Annotated in this window: 14 protein-coding genes; 12 read left to right on the forward strand and 2 right to left on the reverse strand. The window is 29.8% G+C overall.

Translation table 11 applies throughout. The features are described from left to right. The first annotated feature begins 1 nt into the window (after window position 1). The 7 genes from prfA to G324_RS0103870 all read left to right on the forward strand — a co-directional run bounded on the left by prfA (window position 2) and on the right by G324_RS0103870 (window position 5,742). A complete protein-coding gene (prfA, locus tag G324_RS0103840) occupies window positions 2-1,066 on the forward strand; it encodes a peptide chain release factor 1 (protein WP_162146878.1) in 1,065 nt (354 codons plus the stop codon). Continuing rightward, the gene (gene prmC / locus G324_RS0103845; protein ID WP_162146879.1) at window positions 1,063-1,911 is read left to right on the forward strand and encodes a peptide chain release factor N(5)-glutamine methyltransferase; all 849 of its coding nucleotides are present in this window, start codon (window positions 1,063-1,065) and stop codon (window positions 1,909-1,911) included. Before prfA ends, prmC begins: the two co-directional genes overlap by 4 nt. Further along, window positions 1,908-2,456, forward strand: a complete 549-nt coding sequence (locus G324_RS0103850) for an L-threonylcarbamoyladenylate synthase (RefSeq protein WP_025725083.1) — start codon at window positions 1,908-1,910, stop codon at window positions 2,454-2,456. The genes prmC and G324_RS0103850 overlap by 4 nt, the downstream gene beginning before the upstream one ends. A gap of 94 nt (window positions 2,457-2,550) precedes the next feature. Further along, window positions 2,551-4,377 (forward strand): translational GTPase TypA, encoded by a 1,827-nt coding sequence (typA, locus tag G324_RS0103855; protein ID WP_025725084.1) that lies wholly within the window; start codon window positions 2,551-2,553, stop codon window positions 4,375-4,377. An 81-nt stretch (window positions 4,378-4,458) separates the two neighbouring features. After that, window positions 4,459-4,899, forward strand: coding sequence for a ribose 5-phosphate isomerase B (gene rpiB, locus G324_RS0103860; RefSeq protein WP_025725085.1), 441 nt, complete (start codon window positions 4,459-4,461; stop codon window positions 4,897-4,899). A 1-nt stretch (window position 4,900) separates the two neighbouring features. Continuing rightward, the gene (gene upp / locus G324_RS0103865; RefSeq protein WP_025725086.1) at window positions 4,901-5,527 is read left to right on the forward strand and encodes a uracil phosphoribosyltransferase; all 627 of its coding nucleotides are present in this window, start codon (window positions 4,901-4,903) and stop codon (window positions 5,525-5,527) included. Beyond that, window positions 5,527-5,742, forward strand: a complete 216-nt coding sequence (locus G324_RS0103870) for a DUF1146 family protein (RefSeq protein WP_025725087.1) — start codon at window positions 5,527-5,529, stop codon at window positions 5,740-5,742. The genes upp and G324_RS0103870 overlap by 1 nt, the downstream gene beginning before the upstream one ends. Here G324_RS0103870 and G324_RS0103875 read toward each other — a convergent pair. Continuing rightward, complete coding sequence (locus G324_RS0103875) at window positions 5,722-6,315, reverse strand: IMPACT family protein (RefSeq protein ID WP_162146880.1); 594 nt, start codon at window positions 6,313-6,315, stop codon at window positions 5,722-5,724. The two genes, G324_RS0103870 and G324_RS0103875, sit on opposite strands and share 21 nt — an antisense overlap. 113 nt (window positions 6,316-6,428) lie before the next feature. Here G324_RS0103875 and G324_RS07245 point away from each other — a divergent pair, with 113 nt between their 5' ends. The 3 genes from G324_RS07245 to G324_RS07690 all read left to right on the forward strand — a co-directional run bounded on the left by G324_RS07245 (window position 6,429) and on the right by G324_RS07690 (window position 10,683). Next, window positions 6,429-7,577, forward strand: a complete 1,149-nt coding sequence (locus G324_RS07245; RefSeq protein ID WP_051457524.1) for a CCA tRNA nucleotidyltransferase — start codon at window positions 6,429-6,431, stop codon at window positions 7,575-7,577. 1 nt (window position 7,578) lies between these two features. Then, on the forward strand, window positions 7,579-8,478 hold the full coding sequence (locus tag G324_RS07250) for an HD domain-containing protein (protein ID WP_035357331.1): 900 nt from the start codon (window positions 7,579-7,581) through the stop codon (window positions 8,476-8,478). Window positions 8,479-8,667: 189 nt separating this feature from the next. Next, window positions 8,668-10,683, forward strand: a complete 2,016-nt coding sequence (locus G324_RS07690) for an HD domain-containing phosphohydrolase (protein WP_025725089.1) — start codon at window positions 8,668-8,670, stop codon at window positions 10,681-10,683. 85 nt (window positions 10,684-10,768) lie between these two features. Here G324_RS07690 and G324_RS0103895 read toward each other — a convergent pair whose 3' ends face one another. Then, on the reverse strand, window positions 10,769-14,011 hold the full coding sequence (locus G324_RS0103895) for a hypothetical protein (RefSeq protein ID WP_025725090.1): 3,243 nt from the start codon (window positions 14,009-14,011) through the stop codon (window positions 10,769-10,771). 166 nt (window positions 14,012-14,177) lie between these two features. On the opposite strand from G324_RS0103895, the gene G324_RS07260 reads away from it, so the two are divergent. After that, on the forward strand, window positions 14,178-14,948 hold the full coding sequence (locus tag G324_RS07260) for an MBL fold metallo-hydrolase (protein ID WP_162146881.1): 771 nt from the start codon (window positions 14,178-14,180) through the stop codon (window positions 14,946-14,948). Beyond that, the gene (locus G324_RS0103905) at window positions 14,945-15,388 is read left to right on the forward strand and encodes a 23S rRNA (pseudouridine(1915)-N(3))-methyltransferase RlmH (protein WP_035357372.1); all 444 of its coding nucleotides are present in this window, start codon (window positions 14,945-14,947) and stop codon (window positions 15,386-15,388) included. The genes G324_RS07260 and G324_RS0103905 overlap by 4 nt, the downstream gene beginning before the upstream one ends. Window positions 15,389-15,407 lie beyond the last annotated feature (19 nt).

Here is a 15,407-nt window from a genome sequence, read left to right on the forward strand (position 1 = left end):
TATGTTTGATAGATTAGATGTCATGAAAAAAACATACCTAGAATTACAAGATAAACTTGCCTCAGGTATAACAGATGTAAAAGAAATAACTAAATTAATGAAGGAACTAAGGGATCTAGAGGATGCTGTTTTAACATATGATAAATACCTTGGTTTAAAAAAAGAATTAGAAGATGTACATGTTTTATTAGATATGGAAGATGAACCAACACTCCTTGAAGAAGCCAAACAAGAAGCTAAAAAACTAGAAAACACTTTAGAAACATTAGAAGAAGAATTAAGAATATTACTGATACCAAAAGACCCAGATGACGATAAAAACGTTATTATTGAAATTAAGGGTGCTGCTGGTGGTGATGAGGGAAATATTTTTGCAGGAGATCTTTTTAGAATGTATTCTAAGTACGCTGAAAGTAAGGGTTGGAAGGTTTCTGTTGTAAATATCTCACACGGTAGTAGTGGTGGATTTGCAAGTATTGAATTTATCGTTTCTGGACAAGGTGCATATAGTTACTTAAAACATGAATCAGGTGTACACCGTGTACAACGAGTACCTGAAACAGAAAGCCAAGGTAGAATACATACTTCAACCGCTGTAGTTTTAGCACTAGCTGAACAACAAGAAATTGAATATGATGTTAAATGGGAAGACATTCGTTTTGATACATATAACTCATCAGGTGCCGGTGGACAATCAGTTAACACAACATATTCAGCAGTACGTTTAACACACATACCAACCAATGTTGTTGTAACATCTCAAGAAGAAAGATCACAACATGAAAACAAAGATAGAGCGTATAAATTATTAGTAACACGTATCTACGATAAAGTCTTACAAGAACAACTAGAAAAAGAAGGCGAAACTAGAAAAAGTTTAATTGGTCGTGGAAATCGTAGTGAAAAAATTAGAACATATAATTATCCACAAAATAGAGTAACAGATCATAGAATTGGTTTAACCTTAAACAGATTAGATGCAATTATGGATGGAAAAATTGATTTGATTATTGAACCATTAATTAATGAATTCCAAAAAGAATTACTACAAGGTGAAAAAAAGTGAAACTACAAAAATTAGTAGACCACTATGAAAAATTAACCATCAAACATAATAAAGACCCACATGCAATCAAATGGTTAATTACTGAACTATCAGGTTATAGCCCAACCCAATTTTATGCAAATTTAAATACTGAAGTATCTTTAGAAATTGAATCTTTAATTGAATCAGGTTATAAAAAGTATGTATTTGAAAATATACCAGTTCAACACATCACCGGTTTTTCATACTTTTACGGCTATAAATTTAAAGTAAATGAACATGTATTAATTCCAAGACGTGAAACTGAAGAGCTTGTTGAAGAAACACTTTTGATATATGATCAGTATTTTTCAAATAAAAAAGTAGATGTATTAGACTTAGGTACAGGTAGTGGTAATATTGCAATTACATTATCTTTAGAAGAAGATAATTTAAATGTGGATGCAATTGATGTATCAACTAAAGCTTTAGAAGTTGCTAAGATAAATAATAATGAACTTGGTGGAAATGTCAATTTCTTCCAATCTGATTGGTTTTCTAATGTTACAAAAAAATACGATATAATCATCGCAAATCCACCTTATATACCTAACAATGAACATGTAGATGACATTGTATTAAAAGAGCCTAATTTAGCCCTTTTTGGTGGCGTAATAGGTCTTGAACCGTATGAGATAATCTTAAAAGAATCTAAAAACTTTTTAAATTCAAATGCATTTATTGGATTTGAACATAGTATGTTTCAAAGTGCCATGTTAAAAGAAATGATTTTAAAGTATCATCCAAATGCAATTATAAAACAACTTAAAGATCTACAAGGTAAAGATAGAATGAGTTTTGTTTTAATAGGGGATTTATTTAAATGAATCATATAATTATATTTCCAACAGATACAGTTTATGGTATGGGTACACCTTACCTAAATAAAGAGGGCCTAAAAAAAATATATGAAATTAAAGGTAGAGACTTTAACAAGCCTATTGCAGTATTAGTTTCAAATATTGATCAAGTTAAGCAAATTGGCTTAATGGATGAAAGCATTGAAATAATACTTCAAAACTTTTGGCCAGGGGCACTAACTATTATACTAAATAGCACACCCCAATATTTTGAAGTTTCTGGTGAAAAGACAATTGGTGTGCGTATGCCAAATCACCCACTTGCTCTAGAGTTAATTGAGAAGTTAGGACCTCTTAAAACAACTTCAGTTAATCAATCAAATGAAGCACCTTTAAATGATTATGAACTAATTTTAAAAACTTATGGACATCTTGTTGATAAAGTATATCCTAATGATTTGAAATTAACAGAAACATCTTCAACTGTAATCGATTTTACAAAAGAAGAACTAATCATCATTAGACAAGGTGATGTAACACTTAAAGACATCCAAAATGTCCTTAATAAATAATTTTTTACATAACTTTCGAGTCACATTATAAAATGTGGCTTTTTTTTAAATTTTATTATAGATATATGATAAAATGATAAAGGTTAAAAAAAGGATGAATAAAAATATGGAAATTAGAAATGTCGCCATCATCGCTCACGTCGATCATGGTAAAACTACGTTAGTAGATAAATTATTACAACAATCAGAAAATTACAGACAAAATCAAGCAATGCAAGAACGTGCAATGGATAACATAGACATTGAACGTGAACGCGGTATTACAATACTTGCAAAAGCAACATCAATTGAATACGACAACTATCGTATTAATATTATGGATACTCCAGGTCACGCTGACTTTGGTGGTGAAGTTGAACGTATTATGAAATTAGTTGATGGTGTTCTACTTTTAGTAGATGCTAAAGATGGTGTTATGCCACAAACTAAGTTTGTATTAAGAAAAGCATTAGAAGAAAATTTAAAACCGATTGTTGTTATTAACAAAATCGACAGACCATTTGCTGACCCTAAAAAGACAGTAAATCAAGTATTTGACTTATTTATTGATCTTGGGGCAACAGAAGAACAATTAGAATTTCCCATCATTTATGCATCAGGTCTTTTAGGTTTATCAAGTTTTGATGTAGAGTTTAATACAGCTAAAAACATGAAACCTTTATTAGATACAATCATTAATCATGTAGACAGTCCAAGGGTGAATATCGATGGACCATTATTATTCCAACCAGCATTAATTGACTATAACGAATTTGTTGGACGTATGGGTATTGGTAAAGTATTTCAAGGAACATTAAAGGTAAACTCATTTGTATCATGTTTAAGACATAACGGATTAGTTGATAACTTTAGAGTTCAAAAACTATATCGTTATAGTGGATTAAACAAAGTTGAAACAAATGAAGCACATGCTGGAGATATTGTCGCAATCGCAGGTTTATCAGATATCTTTGTTGGAGATACAATTACAGAAGTTGGACAAACAACAAGGCTACCTTTACTTCATATTGATGAACCAACAGTTCAAATGACGTTCTTAACAAATAATTCACCATTTGCTGGTCAAGAAGGTAAGCATGTTACAGCTTCTAAAATACAAGAAAGATTAATTAAAGAAACACAAAAGGATGTTTCATTAAAAGTAGAAAAAGAACAAGGTTCAGAAGCCTGGTTAGTATCAGGTAGAGGAGAATTGCACTTAGGTATTTTAATTGAAACAATGCGCCGTGAAGGCTTTGAATTCCAAGTATCACGTCCTAAAGTAATTATTAAAGAAATTGATGGTATCTTACAAGAACCTTATGAAGAAGTTCAAGTAGATACTCCAAATGATTATGTAGGATCTGTAATGGAATTATTAGGTAACCGTAAAGGTGAAGTTATAAAAATGGATCAAGGGGTGAATGAAACTAGATTAATTTACCATATGTCATCACGTGGATTAATCGGTTTAATGACACAATTTTTAACTGCAACCAAAGGTTATGGTGTATTATCACATATCTTCTTAGATTACCGACCACTGATTGAAGAATCCGTTGGTAATCGTGTAAATGGAGCATTAATTTCACTTAAACCAGGACTTACAACTGCATATGCAATCGGACACTTAGAAGATCGTGGACAATTTTTTGTTGAACCTAGAACATCCGTATATGAAGGTATGATTGTTGGTGTAAACAATAAGGATAATGATTTAGTTGTTAACGTCGTTGAAGAAAAGAAATTATCAAATATGCGTTCAGCAGGTAAAGATTCAACAGTTGTCTTAAAAAGACCAATTGAAATGAGTTTAGAGGGTTGTATGGACTTTATTAATGATGATGAATTAATTGAAATCACACCAAAATCTATACGTATTAGAAAAAGATACTTAACGGCTCAAGAAAGAAAAAGAGCTAATTATAAAGACAATCAATAATTATTTTTTAAATGATTTATAGTAACTAACTTTTTGATAATAACTTTATGTTATAATAAATAAAAATAAGGACGGTGGATTATGAAAATAGGTATTGGCGCAGACCATGCGGGATTTAATAGAAAAACTGAAATTATCGAGTATTTAACTTTAAAAGGTCATGAGGTCGTTGACTATGGTACAACTTCAGTTGATAGGGTTGATTATCCGGATTATGCAAAAATTGTAGGAGAAGCTGTAGTAAATAAGGAAGTAGAAGCTGGTATTTTAATTTGTGGTACTGGAATTGGAATGAGTATAGCTGCAAATAAAGTAGAAGGTATTCGTGCTGCACTTGTTTATGATGAATTAACAGCAAGACTTGCTAAAGAACATAATCATGCTAACATTATTGCATTTGGTGGTAGAACACAATCAGCATTAGAATCTAAAGTAATTGTAGATGCTTACCTTAATGCTCATAAAGAACCACGTCACTCAAATCGTGTAGAAAAAATAGCAAATATGGAAAAGGGTGAGTAAAATGAACAAAGTTGTTGTCTTATCACACCCATTAATTGATCATAAAATGGCACTTATTAGAGATAAAAACACCTCAACAAAAAGTTTTAGAGAAAATGTTGGTGAAATTGGTGCTTTAATTACTTATGAAATTACTAAAGATTTAGAAACAATTGATATCATTGTTGAAACACCTATACAAAAAACAGTTGCAAAACAACTTAAAAAATCATTAGTGATTGTTCCTATACTAAGAGCTGGTCTTGGTATGGTTAATGGTATTCATGATATGATACCAAGCGCTAAAATAGGCCATGTCGGATTATATAGAGATGAGACTACTTTAGAACCAGTTACTTATTATGCTAAATTTCCTGAAGACATTATAGATGGTGTAGTAATTGTGGTTGACCCAATGCTTGCAACGGGAGGATCTGCTACTGCAGCGATTAAAGAGTTAAAACAACGAGGTGCTAAAGATGTACGCTTTGTTGGTTTAGTAGGATGCCCTGAAGGGGTAGCACGTCTTCAAAAAGATCACCCAGATGTACCAATATTTTTAGCGGCAATGGATGAAAAACTAAACGAAAAAGGCTACATCGTACCTGGATTAGGAGATTGTGGCGATCGTCTGTTTGGTACAAAATAATGAATGAATATATTATTTATTTAATATTTTGGTCCGTATTTATTTTAGGATTTTTCATTACATTTAGAATTCTTCAAGCTATAGAAATAGAAAAATATTTCAAAAGTTATAGACTATTTGAAATTAATGCAGCATATTTAATTATTTCAATTTTAACAAGTTATATGTTAGCTAAATTTATATTAGAGACAATATCACTTTTTCCAGGGAACTAAAACTTCTTTAGTTCCCTGGTTTTTTATTGACTTGAATAAATAGGCATGTTCATCTAATAATTCCATATTAGATTTAAATGACAATGTATAGGTAACATCAGATAAGTAAGATTTATCGGTAACATAATCGTTAAATATATGATCTATTTTAGATATTAGGTCATAAGTAAAAGTGATTTCATAATTATGCATCAGTATTTTTTCAAGTAAACTGGCATGACTTATCACATCAGATGCAGACTTAGCATAAGCTCTAATTAAACCACCAGCGCCAAGCTTAATACCACCAAAATACCTAACTACTACAGCTAAAACATTTTTTAGTTGATGAACGTTTAATATTTCTAAAACAGGTACACCTGCTGTACCGGAAGGTTCACCATCATCGTTTGAACCTTGTGTATTATCAAGCACATAAGCTGTGACATAATGATTGGCTTTAGGATATTTTTTACGAATAGATTTTAATATTTCTGGTATTTCTTTAGTATCTGAAATTGGAGTTAAAATACCAATAAATTCAGATCTATCAATAATTATTTTAGATTCTACTTGTTTTTCTAAGTAATACATTTAGATCACCCTCATGAAAAAGTATATCATAAAACACACCATCCTTTAAGAAAATGTGTTTTTTTGATATAATAATAAAGGTATATTATATATTAGAATTAGAGGAAATTACTTTGAGTATAAAATCAGCAAAAAATTTAATAAGAGATTTAAAAAAACACGGTTATCAAGCTTACTTAGTAGGTGGTGTAGTTCGTGATTTTTTAATGAAAGAAAAGTTTAGTGACATTGATATTACGACAAATGCAAAACCATTTGAGGTCATGAAACATTTTAAAGCAGTACCTTCTGGTATAAAATATGGTACGGTTACAATTTTGTATGATAATTTACAATTTGAAGTGACAACATTTAGAACAGATGGCCCAACATCTGATTTTAGACATCCGGATTCTGTAATATACTCAGATAATGTTACAGATGATGTTCATAGAAGAGATTTTACAATTAATGGTATTTTAATGGATGAATATCAAAATATATATGATTATGTTGGTGGTCAAAAAGATATTGAAAATAAATTAATTCGTGCAATTGGAGATCCAAGTACACGTTTTAATGAAGATGCCCTAAGAATATTAAGAGCTTTATATTTTCAATCTAAATTAGGCTTTGAAATAGAAGAAAACACTAAAGAAGCCATGCTTAATAACCGTCACTTAATTAAAGAGCTTGCTATGGAAAGAGTACATAAAGAACTCATTAAAATTCTACAAGGTAAACACTTGAAAATGGCGATTCAAAGCATAATTGATACAAAGATACATGAAGTACTACCTGGACTAGAAAAAGGCATTTTATGGGTAAATAAACTTGAGGAAATGCCATTTATTGATACATTCTTTGCACTAAGTTTTACTTTAAATAAAGGTATAATCCCGGTAGAGTGGACATTTTCTAATGTACATAGAAATAAGTACTTAAAAGCAAGTGAAGTAGCATTAAATTATCCAAAAGAAATATCTGATGAAGCATTATATCAGTATGGATTAGAAATTTGCTTACTTGCAAATAAAGTAAACTTTAATTTAGGCAAACAAAAATATTTAAACCGTAGCATACAAGATAGATTTGAAAAACTACCTATTAAATCAGAATTAGATCTTGCACTTACAAGCCAAGAAATTATGAATATCAAAAATAAAAAAGCAGGTATTTGGTTAGGGAAAATTAAAAAAGAAATGATTACGGATATATTGAATAAAAAAGTTCTTAATACAAAAGAGTCTTTAACTAAATACGTCGAGAGTAAGGAAGTGTAATATGGATTTTGTTATTGGAAAAGTAGAATCTATAAATAAAGGTGATAACTACTGTAATGCATCATTATCACTAGAAGATAAAAAACATTTTAATGTTAAATTAGGTATGAAAGATGATCAATTACTTACAATTGGTAAAATATTTATTTTTGAAGTAGAACCGTTTTATAGAGAAGATGTTATTCAATATAAAGCAACTAAAATCACACCTCTTGAAACATCAGATCTACCTCAAAAAGATAAAAATAAATACTATTCTAACTTTTATAATTATGCACCACTACCATTAAATGAAATTAGAGAAGGTATTGAATCTTACTTAAATAAAATCAGTAATAAAATTCTTTTTGAAGTAACAAGTGATGTTTATAATAAATATGAAGGAAACTTCTATTTGCATCCTGCAGCTACAAAATTTCATCATGCTTATGTAGGAGGCTTAGCTTATCATACATTTACAATGTTAAAAATGGTTGATGCAATGTTATCTGTTTATAGTTATTTAAATCCAGATTTACTATATGCAGGGACTATTTTACATGATATTTCTAAGATTGAAGAAATGACTGGTGTTGATGGTGAATATACTAAAGAAGGTCAATTATTAGGCCATCTTGTAATGGCAAGTTTAGAGGTCGAAAAATCAGCTCTAAAATTAGGATATGAAAACACAGAAGAAGTATTATTACTGAAACATTTAATTGTTTCACATCATGGACTTCTTAATTTTGGTTCTCCTAAAAAGCCTCAAACAGGTGAAGCTTTACTTCTTTGGTATATAGACTCAATAGACTCTAAGTTTACAGAGTTAAAAGATGCACTAGACTCAACTAAACCAGGTGAATTTACAAATAGCTTAGCTGTTTTAGACAAAATGAGATTTTATAAACCTAAACTTTAAAAACTCTATTATGAGTTAGTTTATTAAAAACTGACACTAATTAAAAACGGTAGACAGAACTTGCATACGATACTTAATCGGTGTGAGTTCTTTTATTAATTATATATGTCAATGATATTATTTTTATGATATGTTAAAGGACTTTTGATATAATTAAGGTACAAGGCATTTTCATATTAGGGAGAAACTATGAAAATAGATGAAATAATACTATCAATCCTACCGCTACTTAATAATATATTTACATTAATTTCGGTTGTCTTTTTATATACACTTACAAATTATCAAGTAGAAACTAAGAAATTGGTTAGTAAAATACTAACTGGCGTTTTAATTGGTCTGGTAGCCATTATTCTTATGAGCAATAATTTTAAGTTCTCTGAAGGACTTGTTTTTGATTCTAGAACTATCCTACTTTCAATTAGTGTACTTTATTTTGGTTCAACATCAACTATTATAGGTGGTTTGATTGCTATAGGTTATAGAGTTTATTTGGGTGGTTTTGGTCTTTTTGTAGGTATATCAACAATTGCTATGAGTGTAATAATAGGTATATTATGGCGTTATTATTCAAGTAAACTTAAAATTAAGAATAAAACTTATGAATATTTATTGTTTGGACTTATTGTTCATATTTTTACACTTTTAATATTCTTATTCTTACCTAACAATATAGATGTCCTAAGAAATCTATGGGTAATCTATCTAATTATATTTCCCATAACTACAATGATTATTGGATTAGTTATGAAAAACCAAAAAGAAAGAATTGCTCAAATAAATTTAGTTAAGGCACAAAAAATATTACTTCAAAGTTCAATAGATGCTTCAACTTCAATTGAAATTTATGTATTAGACGAAAAGTTTAATTACTTAACATTTAATGCATTTCATCAAATTCAAATTAAAAAATTATACGATATTGATATTCAAGTTGGAGATAATTTAATTGATATTATTAAAGATAAGATTATAGGATCTACAATTAAAGAATCTATAAATGATGCTTTTAATGGTAATGGATCACTAAAAGTTGTAGAAATAGAGATTCAAGGAAGAAAAATCTTAGAAGAACATTTTACACCAATATATAAGGGAAAAGATATTGTTGGTGTAGTAGTTTTTGTAAAAGATATTACTGAACAAAAAAAACATGAATCAGAAATTTTACAACTAAGTTATTATGATGCTTTAACTGGTCTTTTAAATCGTAGATCATATCATGAACATTTATTTAAATTTAGTGCACCAGAGTATTCACCACTTTCAATTGTAACGTGTGATATCAATGGATTAAAGTTAATTAATGATGCCTTGGGGCATCAAATGGGTGATAAGATTATAATAGAGTTTTCAAATTTATTATCATGTGTGAGCGATAGTAATAATTATTTATTCCGTATAGGTGGAGATGAATTTGTATATTTATTACCTAACACGAATGAGTATAAAGCGGAAATTTTTGTCGATAAATTAGAATCAAAAATTGAAAATCACACGCTTGAAGGTGTAAAAATATCTTTATCTTATGGTGTTGCTACAAAATATGAAAAAGATTCGCTAGATGAGATATTATCTATTAGCGAAGAAAGAATGTATAAACATAAACTATTTGAAAAACATTCACACCGTAGAGACTTTATCAATTCAATATTACAGACACTTCATGATAAAAATCCAAATGAAAAACTTCGTTCTGATAGAATTATTCAAATGAGTCTTGCTATTGGAGAAAAACTAAACATGAAAAAGTCTGAACTCAAACTATTAGAAACAGTCGCATTATTACATGATATTGGAAACATTAGTGTTGATGATGAAATATTACAAAAACCTACTGACCTTACAATTTCTGATTGGGAACAAGTAAAAAGACATTGTGAAATTGGTTATAGAATTGTATCTAGTGTACCAGATTATGCAGAAATAGCTCAAGATATATTATCACATCATGAGCACTATGATGGTAATGGTTATCCTAGAGGTATTGCTGGAGAAGACATTCCATTAAGAGCACGAATAATTGCAATTGCAGATGCATATGATTCCATGTTATCAGATAAACCATATAGGAATATATTTGATAAAAATGAAGCGATAAATGAGATAATTGATAAAAAAGGGACACAATTTGACCCCTACTTAGTTGATCTATTTTTAGAAGTATATAACGAATATTTAAGTGATTATAAAAAGACTACATAGTTAATGGCTATGTAGTCTTTTTATTTGTTAAAAAATAAAAAAACCACACAATTTAATTTGTGTGGTTTAAGTGAAGTTATGTTAATTAAACTTCTGGATTAAGTATTGAAAAGAAATTGCCATATGATTCAGCATAGAATTCATTATGTGCCTGATCATAGATTGTATTACCAGTTCCATCATAACCCTCAAAGTATGAGTAGTTGAAGAATTGGTTAAAGTTTGCATTTCTTAATACTTGAAGTCTAGTATTTTGATCTTGATTATCACTAATAACTACATTGCCTTCAAAGATATATAAGAATGCAATTTCTAATTGTACATAACTTGAGTTATACATTGTGTTTGACATTAACGGTGTAAAGTATTTTGTAATTGCTGAGTTAACATTTGTTGGTAATGTAATAACACCAGTTTCTGTTTTAGATTCTTCAATATGAATTAAGATTTGTTGCCATGTTAATTCATGATCTAATTCATTATAGCCAATTAGTTTTTCTTCTGCATTAAATGGATTTACTACAGTAGAAGTGTAAGCATTTTTTTGACTATTTGTTAATGTTGAAGACATTGCTGATTCTTGATGTTGATATGATTTAGCAATAATTAAATGCCATCCAAATGAACTACGTACAGCAGAGTTTCCATCAACTATGATTGTGTTATCAGTTGTGATTGCAGCTGGTGCATATAATGGAAGAATTGCTTTAGCACGATTTTCCATTTCAGTTTTTGATGGGATACCATCTGTTGAATCAATGACTTGATCTTTAATGTGGTTAGCAAGTTTAATTGCGTATTCATAGAATGCTTCATCTAATCTAGATTGAGCATTAGGGAAGTTTGTTTGGTTACTAATATTTCCTAAGTCTTGATAGATTAATTGGATACCAGCTTTTCTATATTTTAACCATTCATCTTCTTTGTTATAACCGTTTTGGTAAGCTTCTAAGTCTGCTAAGTACTCATCAACTGCTAATTCATAATCTTCAACAGTTGCAAAATCAGCTCTTACAGGACGTACTGGTTGATCTAAGATAGTTAACTCATAACGTGTAGAGTTTGTATATGAGTCAACAACTTTTTGAATACCAGCTTCAACTGTTTTTTCCAATTTAGCACGGTTATTTACAATTTCAGTAAGTTCTAATACATAAGTTTCATATAATGCAAGTTCAGCAGCATCAAGCTTAGTTGGATCATCTGCTTTACCATCACGGTCAATATCGATTTGGAATAATAAGTGTGATGCACCAATAGATACTTCAACATCTCTTAAGTGATTTGCTAGATCAGCAAACTTAGTATAAATGTTTTCTAAAGGAGTATCTCCTGGGAAGTGTGCTCTTAGATCTTCTTGGAATAATTTTCTTAGTTCTTGTTGAACAAATACTTTATCAATAGCATCTTGAGTAGCACTCTTACCATCACGTGCCCATGCACCAAAACCTAATAGTAAGAAGTTTTCTAAACCGATTTTAGCTGGGAAACCTGCAGAAGCATATTGGTCAGCTAAGAATGGATTTACATATTGTGTTTCTAATTGTTTTCTAAATTCTTCTTCCTTTTCTTCAATTTTATTGCCGTAAGAATCATTTAATTTTTCCATAAAGATTAAATCAAGGGCTGTAGATAAACCTAATGTAGACTCTAATAATTCAAAGTATGCATCAACTGTTAAATCTGTACCATTAATTGTAGCTAATACATCATCATTTTTAAATCCAGTTGAACCTTTGTATGATGCACCGTTTTTGTATAATTCACGAATAATTGGATCGTAAATATCTATTTTAACGTTTTCATATTTTTCAGTGACTTTAGAATTAATATATGTTGCATTTAATCTTTGTTCAATTAATTTTGAGTAAATATCTGCTAAGATTGCTTGAGCTTCTGTATTTTCTTCAAATTTAATTTCATCTTTGTTTTCTTCATTTAAAACATTCTCATCAACTGCACGTCCATCTTCTAGTACATAAATTAAATATGAGTTTCCAGAAATAGATTGAATTTGACGTGAATATGGTTTTGCATAAGGATTATTATCTTTATCAACACCATCACCATTGTCATATAAAACTTCAGTTGACATTGCATAAACTTGAGTTCTTAACTCAGGTGTTGCAGTAAATAATGGACTAGTATATTCTAAAGTTAATTTTTCAACTAAAGTTTCTCTAGTATCATTTGATAATGTTGTACCATTTAATTCATCATAGATTGCTAGGAATGTATCTAATAATTGATTGTTATCAGTAAAGTCATTAAGTAATAATCCAGCATCACGTGTTGAGTTAATTACATAACTATTGTAGTAAGTTGCATATGCAGCTTCTCTATAATCAATTACTTCAAATGATCCTTGAACTAATTTTAGGTTATCTTCTAAAATATCTACAACTGCTTGATGGTAGTCTTGCCATTCAGCATGAGAAGAACCAGCATTTAAAATATCAATAACTGATTGGTCGCCAAGATTTGGTAATTTAAACCATTCACCACGTGCATTTGATTTAATACCGTGTTTAAATCTAGCAATTTCTTGTTCTTTTGCTGAATCAAACTTAATAATAAGTGCTGTCGTGTCATATTTACCTGCGATATTGTTTCTAAAATAAGTTACAGCGTGTGCTTCGGAAATGTAAGCAGCTGAATCTTTATCATTGATATCACCAGGTAGGTTTTCACCAACCTCATTACCTAATTCTTGATTTGCATAAACTTTCTTTAATACAGGCAATGTATATTGCTTAATAACTGTATTAACGATTGTTTGATGTTGAGCTTGATTTAAGTAACCAAACACAAAAGGTAGGTCTTCATCAAATCCTTCTGCAGTAGCTCTTGCGATAACATCAGCTACAACTGTTTGTAGATAGCTAATAACATCATCAACGCTTACGCTTGGGTTTGTAATAACAAATGAATCCGCATATGAAAGTATACGTTTTGCAATTTCACTTTCTGGGAATTCACTTATTTGTTTCGCTGTGATCGTTGCAGATGAGAAGAGTGCTGTATTGATTTCTTGTTCAAATGCTTTAACCTCAAATTCTGATAGATTTGACGTATTTAAAACTACGTCCTTAAAAACTTGTTCATCAATGAATTGATTTAATCTAGTTAATGAAGATGTTCTTAATTGATCATATAATTGTTTTTCTGTTACAGTATAACCTTCTACTGTTAAGTAGGGATCATTTCCTAATGAACCGTAAGGAACCTTAGTTGTTTGTCCACATGCTACTAATGTTAGTGCAGTAACCGCCACCATTAAAAAAATAGCGATTTTCTTTGCGGATAAGAATCTTTTTAGTATATTCATGAATGCGTTTCACTCCTTAATTGTGTTTAAAAAATTACAGCACATATAATATAGCATTTTTTGGCACTTATTGCAACCACTTTTTACCACAAATGATATTTATATCATGCTAAAAACTCTTCTTTTTGCATGTCTTATTATGCTACAATATACTTAGGTGAAATTTATGGAAGTATTTGTATTAGCATCAGGATCTAAAGGTAATATTACATTTGTAAAAAACGATATTGTTTCTTTTTTCATTGATGTAGGAATTAGCTACAAAAAAATAGTTACAAAAATGAAAGCTTATGGCGAAGATATTTCTCAAGTTAAGACTTTATTTTTGACACATGAACATAGTGATCATATTTTAGGCTTATTAGCATTTTTAAAAACAGGTCAAATTGAAGATGTATATTTAACTCAAGGCACCCTTGATGCTTTAAGTGATGAAACAAAATCATTATTACCGAATGTACATATAATTAAAGCAGATGAGAAATTTAAATTTGCATCATTTGATGTACTACCAGTATTACTATCTCATGATGCAAAAGAACCTGTTGGATTTAGATTTGATTGGAACAATAAAAGTTTTGTTTGCTTAACGGATACGGGATATGTAGACCAATCATATTATGAAGTATTAAAAGATGCAGATTTATATTTATTAGAAGCAAACCACGATCCAAAAAGGTTACTTGATTCTAGGAGACCATTTATGCTAAAACAACGTATTTTAGGTATTTATGGGCACTTATCAAATAATGAAGCAGCTATATTAATGAACAGGCTCATCCAAAATAAAAAGGCTAAATGGATTATTGCACATGTAAGCGAAGAGTGTAATGACCCATTTGATATTGAAAAAGCGATTGTTGATAATTTTGATGATATTTTAAAAACGGAAATCATATACGCCTCACAAGAGTCACTGCCTGGAATCAAACTATGAAGATAAAAATAATTTGTGTTGGTAAAATCAAACAACAAAACTTAAAGTCATTAATGAACGATTATTTAAAACAACTTAAAGATATTGAAATTATTGAATTGAGTGATGAACCTAATTTAAACGGTATGGAAAAAGAAGGTATTAAAATACTGTCGAAAATACCTAAGGATAGTTATGTTATTTCATTAGCCATAGAGGGCGATGAGATGACAAGCGAAGCATTTGCACAAAACTTAGATAAAGTAATTACAAATTATACACCGAATATAACGTTTATTATTGGTGGTTCTTATGGCCTAAGTCAAGATGTTAAAAGTGCTTCTAATCGATTATTATCCTTTTCAAAGATGACCTATCCGCACCAACTCATGAGACTTATATTAATAGAGCAAATTTATAGAGCTCAAATGATACTTAAAAACCATCCCTATCATAAGTGAAAAGGATGGTTTTCTTTCG

The sequence above is a fragment of the Acholeplasma granularum ATCC 19168 genome (assembly GCF_000526235.1).
GTDB classification, from domain to species: Bacteria; Bacillota_I; Bacilli_A; order Acholeplasmatales; family Acholeplasmataceae; genus Acholeplasma; species Acholeplasma granularum.